A 14,011-nucleotide genomic window follows, 5' to 3' on the forward strand; every position below is an offset into this window, starting at 1 on the left:
AACAGTGCCGAGCGTGAAGCTCTGCTGGAAACCCTGACCGAGGGTATGGAAATCAAGGGTATCGTCAAGAACCTGACCGACTACGGCGCATTCGTGGATCTGGGTGGTGTTGACGGCCTGCTGCACATTACCGATATGGCCTGGAAGCGCATCAAGCATCCGAGCGAAATCGTGAATGTTGGCGACGAAATCAGCGTTAAGGTCCTGAAGTTCGACCGTGAGCGTAACCGTGTTTCCCTCGGCCTGAAGCAGCTGGGCGAAGATCCCTGGGTTGATATCAAGGGTCGTTACCCGGAAGGTTCCAAGGTCAAGGCACGCGTTACCAACCTGACCGACTACGGCTGCTTTGCTGAGCTGGAAGAAGGTGTTGAAGGTCTGGTTCACGTTTCCGAAATGGACTGGACCAACAAGAACATCCATCCGTCCAAGGTTGTCCAGGTAGGCGACGAAGTGGACGTGATGATTCTGGATATCGACGAAGAGCGTCGTCGTATCTCCCTGGGTATCAAGCAGTGTGTATCCAACCCGTGGGAAGATTTCTCCAGCAACTTCAACAAGGGCGACCGCATCTCCGGCAAGATCAAGTCAATCACTGACTTCGGTATCTTCATCGGCCTGGATGGCGGCATCGACGGTCTGGTTCACCTGTCTGACATCAGCTGGAACGAGACTGGCGAAGAAGCGGTTCGTGAATACAAGAAGGGTGACGAAGTTGAAACCGTTATCCTGTCTGTTGATCCGGAGCGCGAGCGCATCTCCCTGGGTATCAAGCAGCTCGAAAGCGATCCGTTCGCCGAGTTTGTACAGCTGAACGACAAGGGCTCTATTGTTAAGGGCACCGTGTCTGCAGTTGATGCCAAGGCAGCTACCATTGCCCTGAACGACGAAGTTGAAGCGGTACTGAAAGCCTCTGAAATCAGCCGTGACCGTGTTGAGGATGCACGCAACGCGCTGAAGGAAGGCGAAGAAGTTGAAGCGAAGATCATCAGCATCGACCGCAAGAACCGCATCATCAACCTGTCTGTGAAGTCCAAAGATGTTGAGGACGACAAGCAGGCACTGGAAAACGTGCGGACCAAAACTGCGGAAACTTCCTCTGGTGCGACCACCATCGGTGATCTCATCAAGGAGCAGATGCAGCAGCAAAACGCCAACAAGGACTGATCCTCCGGTTGGTGCGAAAAAAACGGGCTCTAAGAGCCCGTTTTTTTTGTGTTTTTTTCTGGTTTGGCTAAACTAGGTAGTCATGGGAATCCGGTAACCGACGGCCGAATAAAAATGAAAGAGGGAAACGCCTCATGACGAAGTCCGAACTGGTCGAGCTGATTGCTTCCAAGCAGACCCAGCTCTCCGTTAAAGATGTCGAACTGGCTGTAAAAACCATCATTGAGCACATGTCCCAGTCGCTTGCCGATGGTCAGAGAATAGAAATCCGGGGATTTGGCAGTTTTTCCCTTCACCACAGGGCCGCGCGCACCGGGCGCAATCCCAAGACCGGTGAGGCTGTCCAGCTTCCAGCCAAATATGTGCCGCACTTCAAGCCTGGCAAGGAATTGAGAGAGCAGGTCAACGACAGCTTGAAGAAAGGCTTTTAACAGCTGCTCAGGGAACGCGTATAATTCGGGCATTCAAGCCCTTTGGGAGTGCTATCGCTATGGCAGGATTGCAGAAGATCCTCATTATTCTGTTGGTTTTGGTCCTGGTTCTGCTGGCACTGGTATTCTCGCTCAACAATCAAATGGCAGTCTCCCTCAACTTCCTGCTGTTTGAAACCCAGCCCCATGGTGTTGCCGTCTGGATTATCATGGCGTTCGTTGTCGGTGCCCTTGTTGGTGTGCTGATGACCATGCTGGCTACCGTCCGCACCTCGGTGTCCCGGCGAACCCTTCAGAAACGACTTGATCGCGCCGAGCAGGCATTGGAGAAATCCAGGGCCCAGAACGACCGGACTCTTTAATGGATATGGTACTTCAGTGGCTGCTGCTGACAGTTGCAGTCGCCGTCGGTTGGCTTGTGGGCCGGCTGGGAAGCAATGACAGCCGATCCGGCAAAACGATTTCCGATGAGGAATCGGTGAAGGACCGTCTCCAGTTCCTTTTCACCAACTACTCCGACCAGGCTGTTGAAAATTTCGTCCAATCTCTTGCGGTCAACAAAGACACGGTAAGTCTTCACCTTTCGATTGGCAGTCATTTCCGCAACAAGGGCGAAACAGACCGGGCCATATTGATCCACCAGAATCTGCTGGCCAGGCCCGAGCTGCCTCCACGCTTCTCGCCACAGGTAACTCTTGAGCTTGCCCGGGATTATCTCAATGCGGGTTTGCTCGACCGCGCAGAGGCACTGTTGCACCAGCTGATGGGCGACAAGGAGTATGGGCGGCATTCCTCCCAGCAACTCATTGACCTTTACCAGCAGGAAAAAGAGTGGGCCAAAGCCGCTGAAGTGGCGCGGACGCTGACCAGAGGCGACGCCGACCCGGCCATGTTCAAGGTGTTGGCCTATCTTACCTGCGAGCTGTCTGAGGAGTCCCTGAAACAGGACGACCGTTGGGCGGCCCAGAAGCTGGCCAAGGAAGCGCTCGATTATGACCGCTCCTGCGTGCGGGCCAACCTGATTCTGATGAAGCTTCTGGTTCGTCAGGGCAGTTATCGCGAAGCCGGCAACCAGTGCCTGAAAGTGTTTGACCAGAACGCCGAATTCGGGCCGGAAGCGATCGACCGTTTAATGAAGCTCGAGCATGAACACGGCGATATCGGCCGGCTTGCGAAGAAGCTGCGCAAACTCTATGAAAACTATCCGAGCACCAGTCTGCTGCTGGCTCTTGTGGAGTCGGTCGAGCGTGCGTCCGGCAGGCCGGCCGCCATCGATTTATTGAGACGGGAGCTGGAAACGCGCCCCAGTGTGCGGGGCCTGCTCAGGCTGGTTGAAATGGCCGGCTACGAAAAAGGCATGACCACCGATGAGGGCAGGCTGGTGAGCCGTATTGGCCACCTCATACTGGCCAACCGTCCGGTCTATCGCTGCGTCAGTTGCGGTTTCTCAGGTCGTCAGCTGCACTGGCTGTGCCCGAGTTGCAAGCAGTGGGAAACCGTCCGCCCGATCCAGGGTGTTGAAGCCGAATAAACCTTTACCGAATTTCCGCAGGACAAGTGAAACGTGCAAACCGCTAACGATCCCAAGATCATCGTCGCCCTCGACTTTCCCTCCCAGAACCCGGCCCTTGAACTGGTCGACAAACTGGACCCGGCCAAGTGCCGCCTGAAAGTGGGCAAGGAGCTGTTCACCCGCTCTGGCCCGCAACTGGTGGAGGGGCTGCAGAAGCGTGGCTTTGACGTGTTCCTGGACCTGAAATTCCACGATATCCCGAACACCACATCGGCAGCCGTGGCAGCCGCGGCTGATCTGGGGGTCTGGATGGTGAACGTTCATGCCTCCGGCGGCGAGAAAATGATGACCGCCTGCCGGGAGCGCTTGGAAACTTTCGGCACGGATCGCCCGCTGTTGATCGCCGTCACCGTTCTCACCAGCATGAACGCCGACGACCTGGCCGGCATTGGCATCACCGATTCCCCGGAAGCCCAGGTGTCCCGTCTGGCGACCCTCACCAAAAACTGCGGCCTCGACGGAGTGGTCTGCTCCGCGCAAGAGGCGCCGAAGCTCAAAGCCGAGCAGGGCGCCGACTTCAAACTGATCACACCGGGTATCCGGCCGCTGACGGCCGATAAAGGCGACCAGCAGCGCATCATGACGCCCAAGGATGCCCTCAAAGCTGGTTCCGACTACCTGGTTATCGGTCGTCCCATTACCCAGGCAAATGACCCGCTGGCTGCCCTGGAGGCTATTCACGCTGAGGTTGTTGGCGCCTAGGTTCTAGGTTCTTATCTGATTTGGGCTCCTAGCCTGCATGGTTTGGAGTCTGGTGGTGTGGGGCCTCCCTCCCAAAAACCGCTACGAGCACATCCATGTGCGCTTGGCTGTGGCCATCCTTGGCCACAGCCATTTTTGGGAGGGAGGCCCCACACCACCTCTTCCGACTTCTCAGAAGTATCTGGCCGCAACAAAGAGTAGGTCGGATTAGCGCAGCGTAATCCGACGATTCAGGCTAATTAGGCAGTCAGCGTGTTTGTCGGATTACGCTGCGCTAATCCGACCTACGGGTTACCCGCTTTCACAAGGTTTGGTGTTCGTTTTCCAGATAACTTCACGGTCAGAACGGTGTGGCTGTCATGGCTTTCCAAAACTGTAGAGGGCCATGGACGGCCCGAAACAAGCGCACATGGGTGAGGCCGAGCGTTTATGAAGCGAAGCTTCATGCGACAGCCGAACGACTGCAATCTGTGATTGCAGGCTGGACCCCGAAGGGGTGCTTGTAGCGTGTTTTGGAAAGCCATGACAGCCGCACCAGTCCCGCCAACAAGCATGCTAGGGCAGGAGCACGCATCAACTCCTAAGATGTGGTTAAAAACGTAATACAAAAAAGGAAGGCAATAAAAAACCCGCTAACTCAAAGAATTAGCGGGCTTTCAGAATAGTGGCTCCCCGAGCTGGGCTCGAACCAGCGACAAACGGATTAACAGTCCGTTGCTCTACCAACTGAGCTATCGGGGAACGTCGTCGTGTGACGAGGCGCGTATATTAAGTTGGCAATACCGCCCCGTCAACCCCTGGCCAGAACTTTTTAGCCAAGCGCTTTCTGCAGACGTTCAACAGCCTTTTCCAGGTTATCCATGCTGGTGGCAAAGCTCAGGCGCATGTGGCCGGGGCAGCCGAAGGCTGAGCCCGGGACCAGTGCCACGCCGGCGTCGGTCAGCAGTTTCTCAGCAAACTCAACGTCGGTGCTGACGCTGGAATCGGCATCAATGGCGCCCTGGAAGCTCGGGAACACATAGAAAGTACCGTCGCCGTTCAGGCACTCAACGCCCGGCAGCTTGTTCAGGGCCGCTACCAGCCAGTCGTGGCGTTCCTTGAATGCCTTGACCATCTCGCCCACACAGGCCTGATCGCCATCCAGCGCAGCCTGAGCCGCCGCCTGGGAGATGGAGGCCGGGTTAGAGGTGCTCTGAGACTGGATCTTCTTCATGGCGCCGATGATTTTCGCCGGGCCGGCAGCATAACCGATACGCCATCCCGTCATGGAGTAGGCTTTGGATACACCATTCAGGACGAAGGTGCGGTCATACAGTTCTGGCGTGGCGTTCAGGATGTTGCAGAACGGCTTGCCGGTCCAGAGGATCGGCTCATACATGTCGTCAGTGGCGATCATGATGTTCGGGTGCTTCTTCAGCACCTCGCCGATGGCCTGCAGCTCTTCCAGGGTGTAGGCCATGCCGCTCGGGTTCGAGGGGCTGTTGATCACGAACAGGCGGGTACGCTCGGTGATGGCGTTTTCCAGCTGTTCCGGCGTAATCTTGAAGCGGGTTTCAGCACCGGTTTCGATAATCACCGGTTTGCCTTCAGCCACCAGCACCATATCCGGGTAGGACACCCAGTACGGAGCAGGGATGATGGCTTCGTCACCCGGGTTCAGTGTGGCAAGTGCGAGGTTGAAAAAGCTCTGTTTGCCACCACTGCTGACCAGTATCTGGTTGGCTTCGTAATCCAGGCCGTTGTCCCGTTTGAACTTCGCAATAATCGCTTTTTTCAGGGCTGGCGTACCATCCACGGCTGTGTATTTTGTCTGGCCGTTATTGATGGCTTCAATGGCTGCCTGTTTGATGTGATCAGGTGTGTCGAAGTCCGGCTCGCCGGCACCCAGGCCGATAATATCCTGGCCTGCTGCGCGGAGTTCCGCGGCCTTGTTGGTGACTGCGAGGGTGGGAGAGGGCTTGATAGCCTGTACTCGGCTGGAAAGTTGAAGGTCCAAACTTGCGCTCCTTAAAGCTGCGTCTGATAGGGCTGCGACCGCCGGGTGCCAGAGCTGCTGGCTGATTTACGCCCAGCCGTCGATCGCACTGATGGTATCATGAAGCCAGTGTATCGCTAAATTTCTCTCATGGTAGGGGCTGCTTTGCCCCTGCATCGGTTTTACCGGAGGTTTCCGCCAGTTATGGCCAGTAATCAGGCAAATGTTTCCGCCAGAGAAGGTGTGTTCAAGGTGGATTCACCGTTCCAGCCAGCGGGTGACCAGCCCACGGCAATCGAGGGGCTGGTGGATGGCATTCATTCCGGTCTCGCTCATCAGACGTTGCTGGGGGTTACCGGCTCCGGTAAAACTTTCACCATCGCCAATGTCATCCAGGAAGTTCAACGGCCAACGATCATCATGGCCCATAACAAGACCCTGGCGGCGCAGCTTTATGGTGAGTTCAAGGAATTCTTTCCCGACAACGCGGTGGAGTATTTCGTTTCCTACTACGACTACTACCAGCCCGAAGCCTACGTGCCTTCGTCGGATACGTTTATCGAGAAAGACGCCTCCATCAACGAGCATATCGAGCAGATGCGACTGTCTGCCACCAAGGCATTGCTGGAAAGACCCGATGCCATCATTGTGGCAACGGTTTCGTCTATCTACGGCCTGGGTGATCCCCAGTCCTACCTGAAGATGATGTTGCATCTGGACCGTGGCGATCAGATAGACCAGCGGTTCATTCTCCGCCGCCTCGCAGAGCTTCAGTACACCCGTAACGATGTTGAGTTTCACCGGGCGAATTACCGGGTGCGCGGCGATGTGATTGATGTCTTCCCGGCCGAATCCGAGAAAGAGGCCATCCGCATCGAACTGTTCGATGACGAGGTGGAAAATCTCAGCTATTTCGACCCTTTGACCGGTGAGGTTCTTCGCCGTGTGCCCCGGGTTACCATTTACCCGAAATCCCATTATGTGACGCCCCGGCAAACGGTGCTTGATGCGGTTGAGTATATCAAGGTGGAGCTGGATGAGCGTTTGCAGCAGCTGCGGGACAACAACCGCCTGGTGGAGGCTCAGCGACTGGAAGAGCGTACCCGGTACGACATCGAAATGATGCTGGAGCTGGGCTACTGCAACGGCATCGAGAACTACTCGCGCTATCTCTCCGGTCGCCGCCCCGGTGAGGCACCACCGACACTGTTTGATTATCTGCCACCCAACGCCTTGCTCGTGGTGGACGAGTCCCACGTGACCATTCCCCAGATCGGTGCCATGTACAAAGGTGACCGTTCCCGTAAGGAAACGCTGGTGGAGTATGGTTTCCGCCTCCCATCGGCTCTGGATAACCGGCCCATGAAGTTTGAGGAATGGGAGCGAATAGCACCACAGATGATTTTCGTTTCGGCTACGCCCGCGAACTACGAGGCCGAGCATGCGGGGCAGGTGGTGGAGCAGGTGGTTCGACCCACTGGTCTGCTGGACCCGGAAATTGAGGTGCGACCGGCTTCTACCCAGGTGGACGACCTGCTTTCCGAGATCAATGCCCGGGTAAAAGTGAAGGAAAGGGTTCTGGTGACAACGCTGACCAAGCGTATGGCGGAGGATCTCACTGACTTCCTGATGGAGCACGACATCAAGGTCCGGTATCTGCATTCGGACATCGACACCGTGGAACGTGTGGAGATTATCCGGGACCTTCGGCGGGGCGAATTCGATGTGCTGGTGGGCATCAACCTGTTGCGGGAAGGCCTGGACATGCCCGAGGTCTCGCTGGTGGCCATTCTGGATGCCGACAAGGAAGGGTTCCTGCGGTCCGAGCGTTCACTGATTCAGACCATTGGCCGTGCCGCGCGAAACGTTCATGGTAAGGCCATTCTGTACGGTGACCGAATCACAGGATCCATGCAGAGGGCCATTGATGAAACCGAGCGTCGGCGCGCGAAGCAGCAGGCCCATAATGATGAGCATGGCATTACTCCGCAGGGCCTGAACAAAAAGATTGCCGACATTATGGAAGGCGCCGGGGGTGGCGGTCGAGGCCGTCGCAAGGCCGAGCGCCCGGGACAGAAAGCGGCGGAAGAGGCAGAGCAATATCGGGCCAAGACTGGCAATCGATCGCCAGAAGAAGTCCTCAAGGAGGTGTCCCGGCTTGAGGATGAAATGTACAAGGCCGCGTCCGAGCTGGATTTCGAAACGGCTGCACGTCTGCGGGACGAGATCGCCGAGCTGAAAGAGGCGGCGCTGCGGACGGGTTAGTCTGAATTTGACTTACGAACCCGGCTCTCTTCAGCCTCAGTGTTACCGCTTCGGCCCTACGATCACTGCCGCCTGCAGCGGCTGATTTCTTCCGTATCGTGAAATCTGGCTGAATACCCGTTTATCGACTGGCAGGTATTGTTTGTCGGCGACGGTTTCGCCGGCCTCGGCATCGATCTCCGGATCGTGCAGGTACACAAACTGGTCATCCATCGCGCACACGGTCACCCAATGTGGAACGCGGCTTCGATTCAGTTGCCAGGTGCTGATAAGGATCACCGGAACCCGGCCCTCATGCAGCGCCTCTTCCATGGCTTCCAGGGTCAGCGGGTCGTGGTGTAGCTGGATGCCGGTCTGGCCGATGTCGTGCAGAAAGCCCTCGTGGACCAGTTCCAGAACCCGCTTCTTATCCTCGCTTCTGACGGTGTCCTTGAACAGGGCACCTTCCATGCTGATCCATGCGCTGGCTTCAAAGCCCCGGTTCCAGGCAGCCAGAGCCAGTCCATGCGGTCCGCAGCCGCCATGGCCGGCGAGCATGAATATGGTGGTCGCCTCCCGCCAGAGCTTGAGTTCTTCCAGGGTTGTGAGCGGTTGGCTCTCATCCAGGGCGGCCATGGCCATGATCAGTGCTGCCGGGCCGCAGGAAAACTCTGTGGTCTGCGGGTAATAGGGAACCGCCGGAAAATCCCTTGAAGGCTCGTAGAACAGGATCCGGCGCTCAAAGCGCAGGGCGTCGCCGTGATCCTCGTAGTAATCCCGGTAGGTGCCAAACTGGCGATAACCCAGCCGCTTGTAGAGGGCGATGGCGCCTTTATTATCTTCACGGACCTCAAGGCGCATGATAATCCGGCCAGCGTCTACCGCTTCGGATTCTGCCTCATGCACCAGCTTCTCGCCCACACCCTGGCCCCGGACAGCCGGTGACACCGCAATGGAGTAAATCCGCGCCAGCCGGGTGGCAGCACTCATCAGCACCAGGCAATAGCCCACCAGTTCGCTATCTGCTACAGCAACAATCAATCGGTCCCTCGGCATCTCCAGGAAACGGCGAAAGCTGCGCCTCGAAAGGCGATCCTCTGTGAAACACCGGTTTTCAAGCGCAACCAGGGCGTCGAGATCCTTGCTGGTGGCTTGTCGGAGCTGAAAATCAGGCATTGAGATGCGGCCTTGAGAAGAGCTTGGAGGGCATGCTGGTGGGCTTCCCGTATTCGGCTATTATGGGTGAGAGCAGGGGGAACGCAAAGACCGCAAGGATGCGTAAAAGCACGCATTATTCGCCGATTGTGCGCCGATCGTGACCGGCGTATTGTTGCCTCCATTACCACAGGCCAGACCTTCCAGGGAGGAACGCCTTTAATGTCCCGATTGCTTATCGTAGTGGACCGCGCCAAAGACTGGGCGCCCTATTACCCCAGTGAGGATGTGCTGACGTTTGATCAGTACCTCCAGTTCTCAGCTCCGCCTGCCAGCCGGGTAAGGGTCATCAACCTGTGTCAGAGCGCTCGCTATCTGAGTAAGGGGTATTACTGCTCACTCCTGGCGGAAGCCCGTGGACATCACGTCGTGCCCTCGGTAATGACTCTTAACGATCTTGGCCGAAAGGGGCTGTTTTCCCTTGAGCTGGAAGAGCTTGATGAAAGTGTGATCAACTGGCTCGAAGCCGCCGGTTCGGCCATTGATCCAGCCAGTGATGAGCGCGCAGCCACCCATGAAGTCCGGATTCGAACCTATTTTGGCCAGGCTGAGCATCCGGATCTGAAGCCGGTTGCCCGGGCGCTGTTCGAGCGTTTCCCGTGTCCGATTCTCGAGATTGTCTTCAAACGTCGCAAGCAGTGGCAGATCGAGTCCATGAAGCCGGCCGCCCCGGCGGATCTGGGTGAGCAGGAGCAGGACGTGTTCGCTGCAGCCCTGGATCGTTTCAGTAGCATGGTATGGCGCAAGCCCCGAACCCGCCGTCGCTACCGCTATGATCTGGCGGTGCTGGTCAATCCCGATGAGGAAATGCCGCCGAGTGACAAGGTGGCCCTGAAGCGGTTCGAGAAGGCCGGTCGCAAGCTGGGTATCAATGTTGAGCAGATTACCCGACGGGATTATATGCGCCTGCCAGAATACGATGGCCTGTTCATCCGGGAAACCACCGCCATTGACCACCACACCTACCGGTTTGCCCGTAAGGCGGCCGCTGAGGGGATGGTGGTTATTGATGACCCGGTATCGATCCTGAAATGCACCAACAAGGTGTTCCTTGCGGATCTGTTGAAGAACAACAAGGTGCCCACGCCCAAGACGCTGATTCTGTCGAAAGACCAGAAGAATGCAGTAGAGCAGGTCATCAGTGAACTGGGCTTCCCGGTCGTCATCAAGATTCCGGATGGCGCGTTTTCCCGTGGGGTTACCAAGGCAGAGGACGAGAAGAGCCTTCGTGCCGGTCTCAGGGATCTGTTCAAACAGTCGGCCCTGGTGCTGGCCCAGGAATACCTGTACACGGATTACGACTGGCGTATTGGTGTGTTGGGTGGCCGGGCCATCTATGCATGCAAATACATGATGGTGAAAGGGCACTGGCAGATATACCAGCACGGCGAATCCGAGAGTGAGAGCGGTGGCTTCGAGACCATGCCCACCTACGAGGTGCCGAGAAACGTGATCCAGGCGGCGCTGAATGCCACGAAGCTGATTGGCAACGGGCTTTATGGCGTGGACATCAAACAGTCCGGCAACCGGGTTGCCGTGATCGAAGTCAACGACAACCCGAGCATTGATGCCGGTGTGGAAGACCGCTTCCTGGGAGGCGAGCTCTACACCCTGATCATGCAGGAGTTTCTTTCAAGGATGGAAGAGAACCGGCGCCGGTAAAGGCCACGGGCCGCGCTCTCAGGGCCCGGCCACCCACACCCGGATACTGCCAAACCAGGGGTAGTCCCGCAGTTGGTCCTTGATGTTTGCAGAAGTGAACACGGTATCTTCAGTGTGCTCCTCAAGGAATAGTTCCAGGTGCACCCTGTTCTTCAGGTAGTGAAGCCGCAGACGGCTGTGGTGGGGAAGTTCACCAATGTGTTGAGCCAGGGTGGCGCGGATGTCTTCACGTGAGGGCAGGCGCTCCGAAGTCAGGGGTTGGTCTTCGTCGTTTTCGGCGTCGATGTGGAAATTGATGTCCCGGATGTTGTCCAGGGCATCTCGCATCCCCGAGACCACCTGCATCCCGATCTGATGCCCCTCCGAGACGCTGATTTCCGGCCGTACCACCAGATGGATATCCAGCAGAATATCATGGCCCATGCGACGGCTGCGGAGCTCGTGGACGTTACGCACACCGTCGGTGTCACGGGCGATATTTTTGAGCAACTCGGTGTCTTCCTGGGACAGGCCCGTATCAACCAGCTCTTTGACGCTGTCCCAGGTGAACTTCCAGCCGATGTGGATAATGATCCCTGCAATCACCACCGCCGCAAATACATCCAGCCAAACCATACCGAGCATGGCACCAGCGGTGGAAATCAGGACGACGACAGACGAAAACGCATCGGTTCTGCTGTGCCAGGCGTTGGCGATGATCAGATCCGAGCGAATTTTCAGACCAACATGGCGGGTGTATCGGAAAATCCATTCCTTGCCGGCCACGGACACCGCTGCGGCCACCAATACCGGCCAACCCGGAACGGTATCCACTCCACCTTCGATCAGTCGCAAGATGTTTTCCCAGGCCAGTGCAGCGCCAACCGCAATCAGAATACTGCCAAGAACCAGGGTGCCAAAGGTTTCGATCCGTTGATGACCGTAGGGGTGATCATCATCCGGTTCCTGGCGGGATACCTTCATAACGCCGAGAACAACCAGGTCCGAGGCAACGTCGGTAAAGGAGTGAATGCCGTCTACCAGTAGCGCCTGGGAATGAAAAAGAGCACCTGCAATGACTTTAATGACACCGAGCACGGCATCGAGAATCATTCCGATAATTGTGACTCGCGAAGCCGCTCTCATTTCAATCGAGAGGTTTTCCCGGTTCTGTTGAGCGGGGGAAATCGGCCCTTGCATTGCAGCACTCCTGATCAGAAGACAGGTGCCAGTATAACGTTATTGCCAGAGAGTTTGGCAGGGGTGGCCCGACGAAGGGATTTCAAGTGATTTATACACATCATTGCAGAACCGTGACCGGGTAACATTTTGTTTAGTATTTGTCGACAGGTGAGAAAAAAATATATAACCCCATGAAATTAAACAAAAAAATAACTGGTTAAAAAATGATCAATTTGTAGATCGGCGCAGTTATCAAGGGATGGCAACCATTGCCCCGGGATTTTCAACAGGGTTATCCACAGATTCCGTGGAAAAGGTCACGAGACTGCCATGATACAGTCATTTACAGCTGATTTGGTTCTATCCCGGGATGCTGTGGAAAACTTCCGGTATACTCCGCCCACTTGGATCAGGGGAGTTTTTTCAGATGTACGGCGTTATCCGCAACCTGCTTTTCCGCCTACCGCCGGAGCAGGCTCACAATATTGCATTGAACGGGCTGGATCTTGCGAACCGACTGGGTGTTTTGAGCGCTTTTTCGCCAAAGATAGATTCATTGCCAGTGAATGTTATGGGGCTGGATTTCCCGAACCCTGTCGGCCTCGCGGCGGGCCTCGACAAGAACGCCGATCACCTTGATGCGCTTGGCGCCCTGGGCTTCGGGTTTATCGAAGTGGGTACGGTCACGCCCCTGGCGCAGCCCGGAAACCCCAAACCGCGAATGTTTCGGCTGCCGGAACACCAGGCCATCATCAACCGGATGGGCTTCAACAACGAGGGTCTGGATCATCTGCTTGCGCGAGTGGACAGGCGCCGCTACAGGGGCGTGCTGGGCATCAATGTCGGCAAGAACAAGGATACCCCCAACGAGCAATCAGAGTCGGATTACCGGAAGGGAATATCGGCTGTCTATACCCGGGCCGATTACATCACGGTGAATGTATCCTCGCCCAACACGCCCGGGCTGCGGGATCTGCAGTTTGGCGATTCCCTGAAGGGTCTGCTCGAAGCGATCAAGGATGAGCAGCTCAAGTGTGAGAAGCAACATGGCCGGTATGTGCCTGTGGCTGTGAAGATAGCTCCGGACATGGACGATGAGGGTATTCGCTTTGTGGCATCGGCACTACGGGAGACCGGATTGGATGGCGTCATTGCAACCAACACAACCATCAGCCGTGATGCGGTGGCGGGTCACGCCCATGCAAATGAAGCAGGTGGCCTCAGCGGAGCGCCGGTTCGGGAAGCGTCTCTCAGGGTCATTAAAGGGCTTTACGCTGAGCTGGGGGAGTCACTGCCGATTATTGGCGTGGGTGGTATTACCGACGGCGAGAGCGCGGCAGAGAAGGTCAGGGCCGGTGCCAAACTTGTCCAGATTTACACCGGGTTTATTTACCGCGGGCCGGAATTGATAAAGGAAGCGGTTGAGGCGATCCGGCAGGTGAAGTGATTTGCCGTGCCCTGAAACGAAGGTGGGCCCGCTTAGCGGGCCCGAGCGGGGAATGAACCCCGTGGCGCTTCATCGCATGGTATGGGGCGGGAGGCCCCATTTGGGTTGCTCTGAGTACTGCGTCAAATTGTATAGAAAAAAGATCAGATTAAGATTCGGGGTTAGTTCAGGCCTCACGCCGTCGTAACGTTAGCCAGTTTGTGGATGCCGGATACGCCGGTCATGCCCTCCCATTGATCTGTGCGGCCTTCTCGCCACCCGTTCAGCCATTCCTGGCGAACTTCCGCCTGTTCAATCGGGCAGCTGTCTTTGGATTTACCGGACACGCCAGCGAGATAACCCCGCTTGTATGCACGAGCGTACATGTCTCTTTTCTGTCTTTTCATGCCGTTCCTCACTGATGGATTAACAGAACAAGCGTGTACACATCTGCAGTG

At 56.5% G+C, this 14,011-nt stretch carries 12 protein-coding genes and 1 tRNA gene; 8 read left to right on the forward strand and 5 right to left on the reverse strand.

Annotated features, from left to right (window positions below; genetic code table 11):
- From QZ534_RS18685 to pyrF, 5 genes are all read left to right on the forward strand, one after another.
- A partial coding sequence (locus QZ534_RS18685) for a 30S ribosomal protein S1 (protein WP_296936832.1) occupies positions 1-1,164 on the forward strand: 1,164 nt, incomplete at its 5' end.
- Positions 1,165-1,298: 134 nt separating this feature from the next.
- Positions 1,299-1,595 carry an integration host factor subunit beta gene (locus tag QZ534_RS18690; RefSeq protein WP_008172061.1) on the forward strand — a complete coding sequence of 99 codons (297 nt, stop codon included), beginning with the start codon at positions 1,299-1,301 and terminating at the stop codon, positions 1,593-1,595.
- A 59-nt stretch (positions 1,596-1,654) separates the two neighbouring features.
- A complete protein-coding gene (locus QZ534_RS18695) occupies positions 1,655-1,957 on the forward strand; it encodes a LapA family protein (protein ID WP_064230620.1) in 303 nt (100 codons plus the stop codon).
- A complete protein-coding gene (lapB, locus tag QZ534_RS18700; RefSeq protein ID WP_296936834.1) occupies positions 1,957-3,126 on the forward strand; it encodes a lipopolysaccharide assembly protein LapB in 1,170 nt (389 codons plus the stop codon). The genes QZ534_RS18695 and lapB overlap by 1 nt, the downstream gene beginning before the upstream one ends.
- Before the next feature lie 33 nt (positions 3,127-3,159).
- Positions 3,160-3,870 (forward strand): orotidine-5'-phosphate decarboxylase, encoded by a 711-nt coding sequence (gene pyrF / locus QZ534_RS18705; RefSeq protein WP_296936836.1) that lies wholly within the window; start codon positions 3,160-3,162, stop codon positions 3,868-3,870.
- Positions 3,871-4,535: 665 nt separating this feature from the next.
- Here pyrF and QZ534_RS18710 read toward each other — a convergent pair.
- Positions 4,536-4,611, reverse strand: a tRNA-Asn gene (locus tag QZ534_RS18710).
- Positions 4,612-4,681: 70 nt separating this feature from the next.
- Positions 4,682-5,866 carry a pyridoxal phosphate-dependent aminotransferase gene (locus QZ534_RS18715; protein WP_296936838.1) on the reverse strand — a complete coding sequence of 395 codons (1,185 nt, stop codon included), beginning with the start codon at positions 5,864-5,866 and terminating at the stop codon, positions 4,682-4,684.
- A 183-nt stretch (positions 5,867-6,049) separates the two neighbouring features.
- Between QZ534_RS18715 and uvrB the strand changes: the two genes are divergently transcribed.
- On the forward strand, positions 6,050-8,110 hold the full coding sequence (uvrB, locus tag QZ534_RS18720; protein WP_296936840.1) for an excinuclease ABC subunit UvrB: 2,061 nt from the start codon (positions 6,050-6,052) through the stop codon (positions 8,108-8,110).
- A 42-nt stretch (positions 8,111-8,152) separates the two neighbouring features.
- On the opposite strand, the gene rimI is transcribed toward uvrB, so the two are convergent.
- Positions 8,153-9,265 carry a ribosomal protein S18-alanine N-acetyltransferase gene (gene rimI, locus QZ534_RS18725; RefSeq protein ID WP_296936843.1) on the reverse strand — a complete coding sequence of 371 codons (1,113 nt, stop codon included), beginning with the start codon at positions 9,263-9,265 and terminating at the stop codon, positions 8,153-8,155.
- A 201-nt stretch (positions 9,266-9,466) separates the two neighbouring features.
- On the opposite strand from rimI, the gene QZ534_RS18730 reads away from it, so the two are divergent.
- Positions 9,467-10,966, forward strand: coding sequence for a RimK family protein (locus QZ534_RS18730; protein WP_296936845.1), 1,500 nt, complete (start codon positions 9,467-9,469; stop codon positions 10,964-10,966).
- A gap of 18 nt (positions 10,967-10,984) precedes the next feature.
- Here QZ534_RS18730 and QZ534_RS18735 read toward each other — a convergent pair whose 3' ends face one another.
- A complete protein-coding gene (locus QZ534_RS18735) occupies positions 10,985-12,145 on the reverse strand; it encodes a cation diffusion facilitator family transporter (protein WP_296936847.1) in 1,161 nt (386 codons plus the stop codon).
- Positions 12,146-12,554: 409 nt separating this feature from the next.
- Between QZ534_RS18735 and QZ534_RS18740 the strand changes: the two genes are divergently transcribed.
- Positions 12,555-13,574 (forward strand): quinone-dependent dihydroorotate dehydrogenase, encoded by a 1,020-nt coding sequence (locus QZ534_RS18740; RefSeq protein WP_296936848.1) that lies wholly within the window; start codon positions 12,555-12,557, stop codon positions 13,572-13,574.
- A 173-nt stretch (positions 13,575-13,747) separates the two neighbouring features.
- Here QZ534_RS18740 and rmf read toward each other — a convergent pair whose 3' ends face one another.
- Positions 13,748-13,960: a ribosome modulation factor gene (rmf, locus tag QZ534_RS18745; protein ID WP_069184618.1), complete on the reverse strand. Its 213-nt coding sequence runs from the start codon at positions 13,958-13,960 to the stop codon at positions 13,748-13,750.
- Positions 13,961-14,011 lie beyond the last annotated feature (51 nt).

The sequence above is a fragment of the uncultured Marinobacter sp. genome, from assembly GCF_913055835.1.
Lineage (GTDB): Bacteria > Pseudomonadota > Gammaproteobacteria > Pseudomonadales > Oleiphilaceae > Marinobacter.

Bases quoted from the DNA above. Each gene is read 5' to 3' on its own strand.
- QZ534_RS18690 (WP_008172061.1), top strand. From the start codon at position 1,299: ATGACGAAGTCCGAACTGGTCGAGCTGATTGCTTCCAAGCAGACCCAG.
- QZ534_RS18695 (WP_064230620.1), top strand. From the start codon at position 1,655: ATGGCAGGATTGCAGAAGATCCTCATTATTCTGTTGGTTTTGGTCCTG.
- lapB (WP_296936834.1), top strand. From the start codon at position 1,957: ATGGATATGGTACTTCAGTGGCTGCTGCTGACAGTTGCAGTCGCCGTC.
- uvrB (WP_296936840.1), top strand. From the start codon at position 6,050: ATGGCCAGTAATCAGGCAAATGTTTCCGCCAGAGAAGGTGTGTTCAAG.
- rimI (WP_296936843.1), bottom strand. From the start codon at position 9,265: ATGCCTGATTTTCAGCTCCGACAAGCCACCAGCAAGGATCTCGACGCC.
- QZ534_RS18730 (WP_296936845.1), top strand. From the start codon at position 9,467: ATGTCCCGATTGCTTATCGTAGTGGACCGCGCCAAAGACTGGGCGCCC.
- QZ534_RS18735 (WP_296936847.1), bottom strand. From the start codon at position 12,145: ATGCAAGGGCCGATTTCCCCCGCTCAACAGAACCGGGAAAACCTCTCG.
- QZ534_RS18740 (WP_296936848.1), top strand. From the start codon at position 12,555: ATGTACGGCGTTATCCGCAACCTGCTTTTCCGCCTACCGCCGGAGCAG.
- rmf (WP_069184618.1), bottom strand. From the start codon at position 13,960: ATGAAAAGACAGAAAAGAGACATGTACGCTCGTGCATACAAGCGGGGT.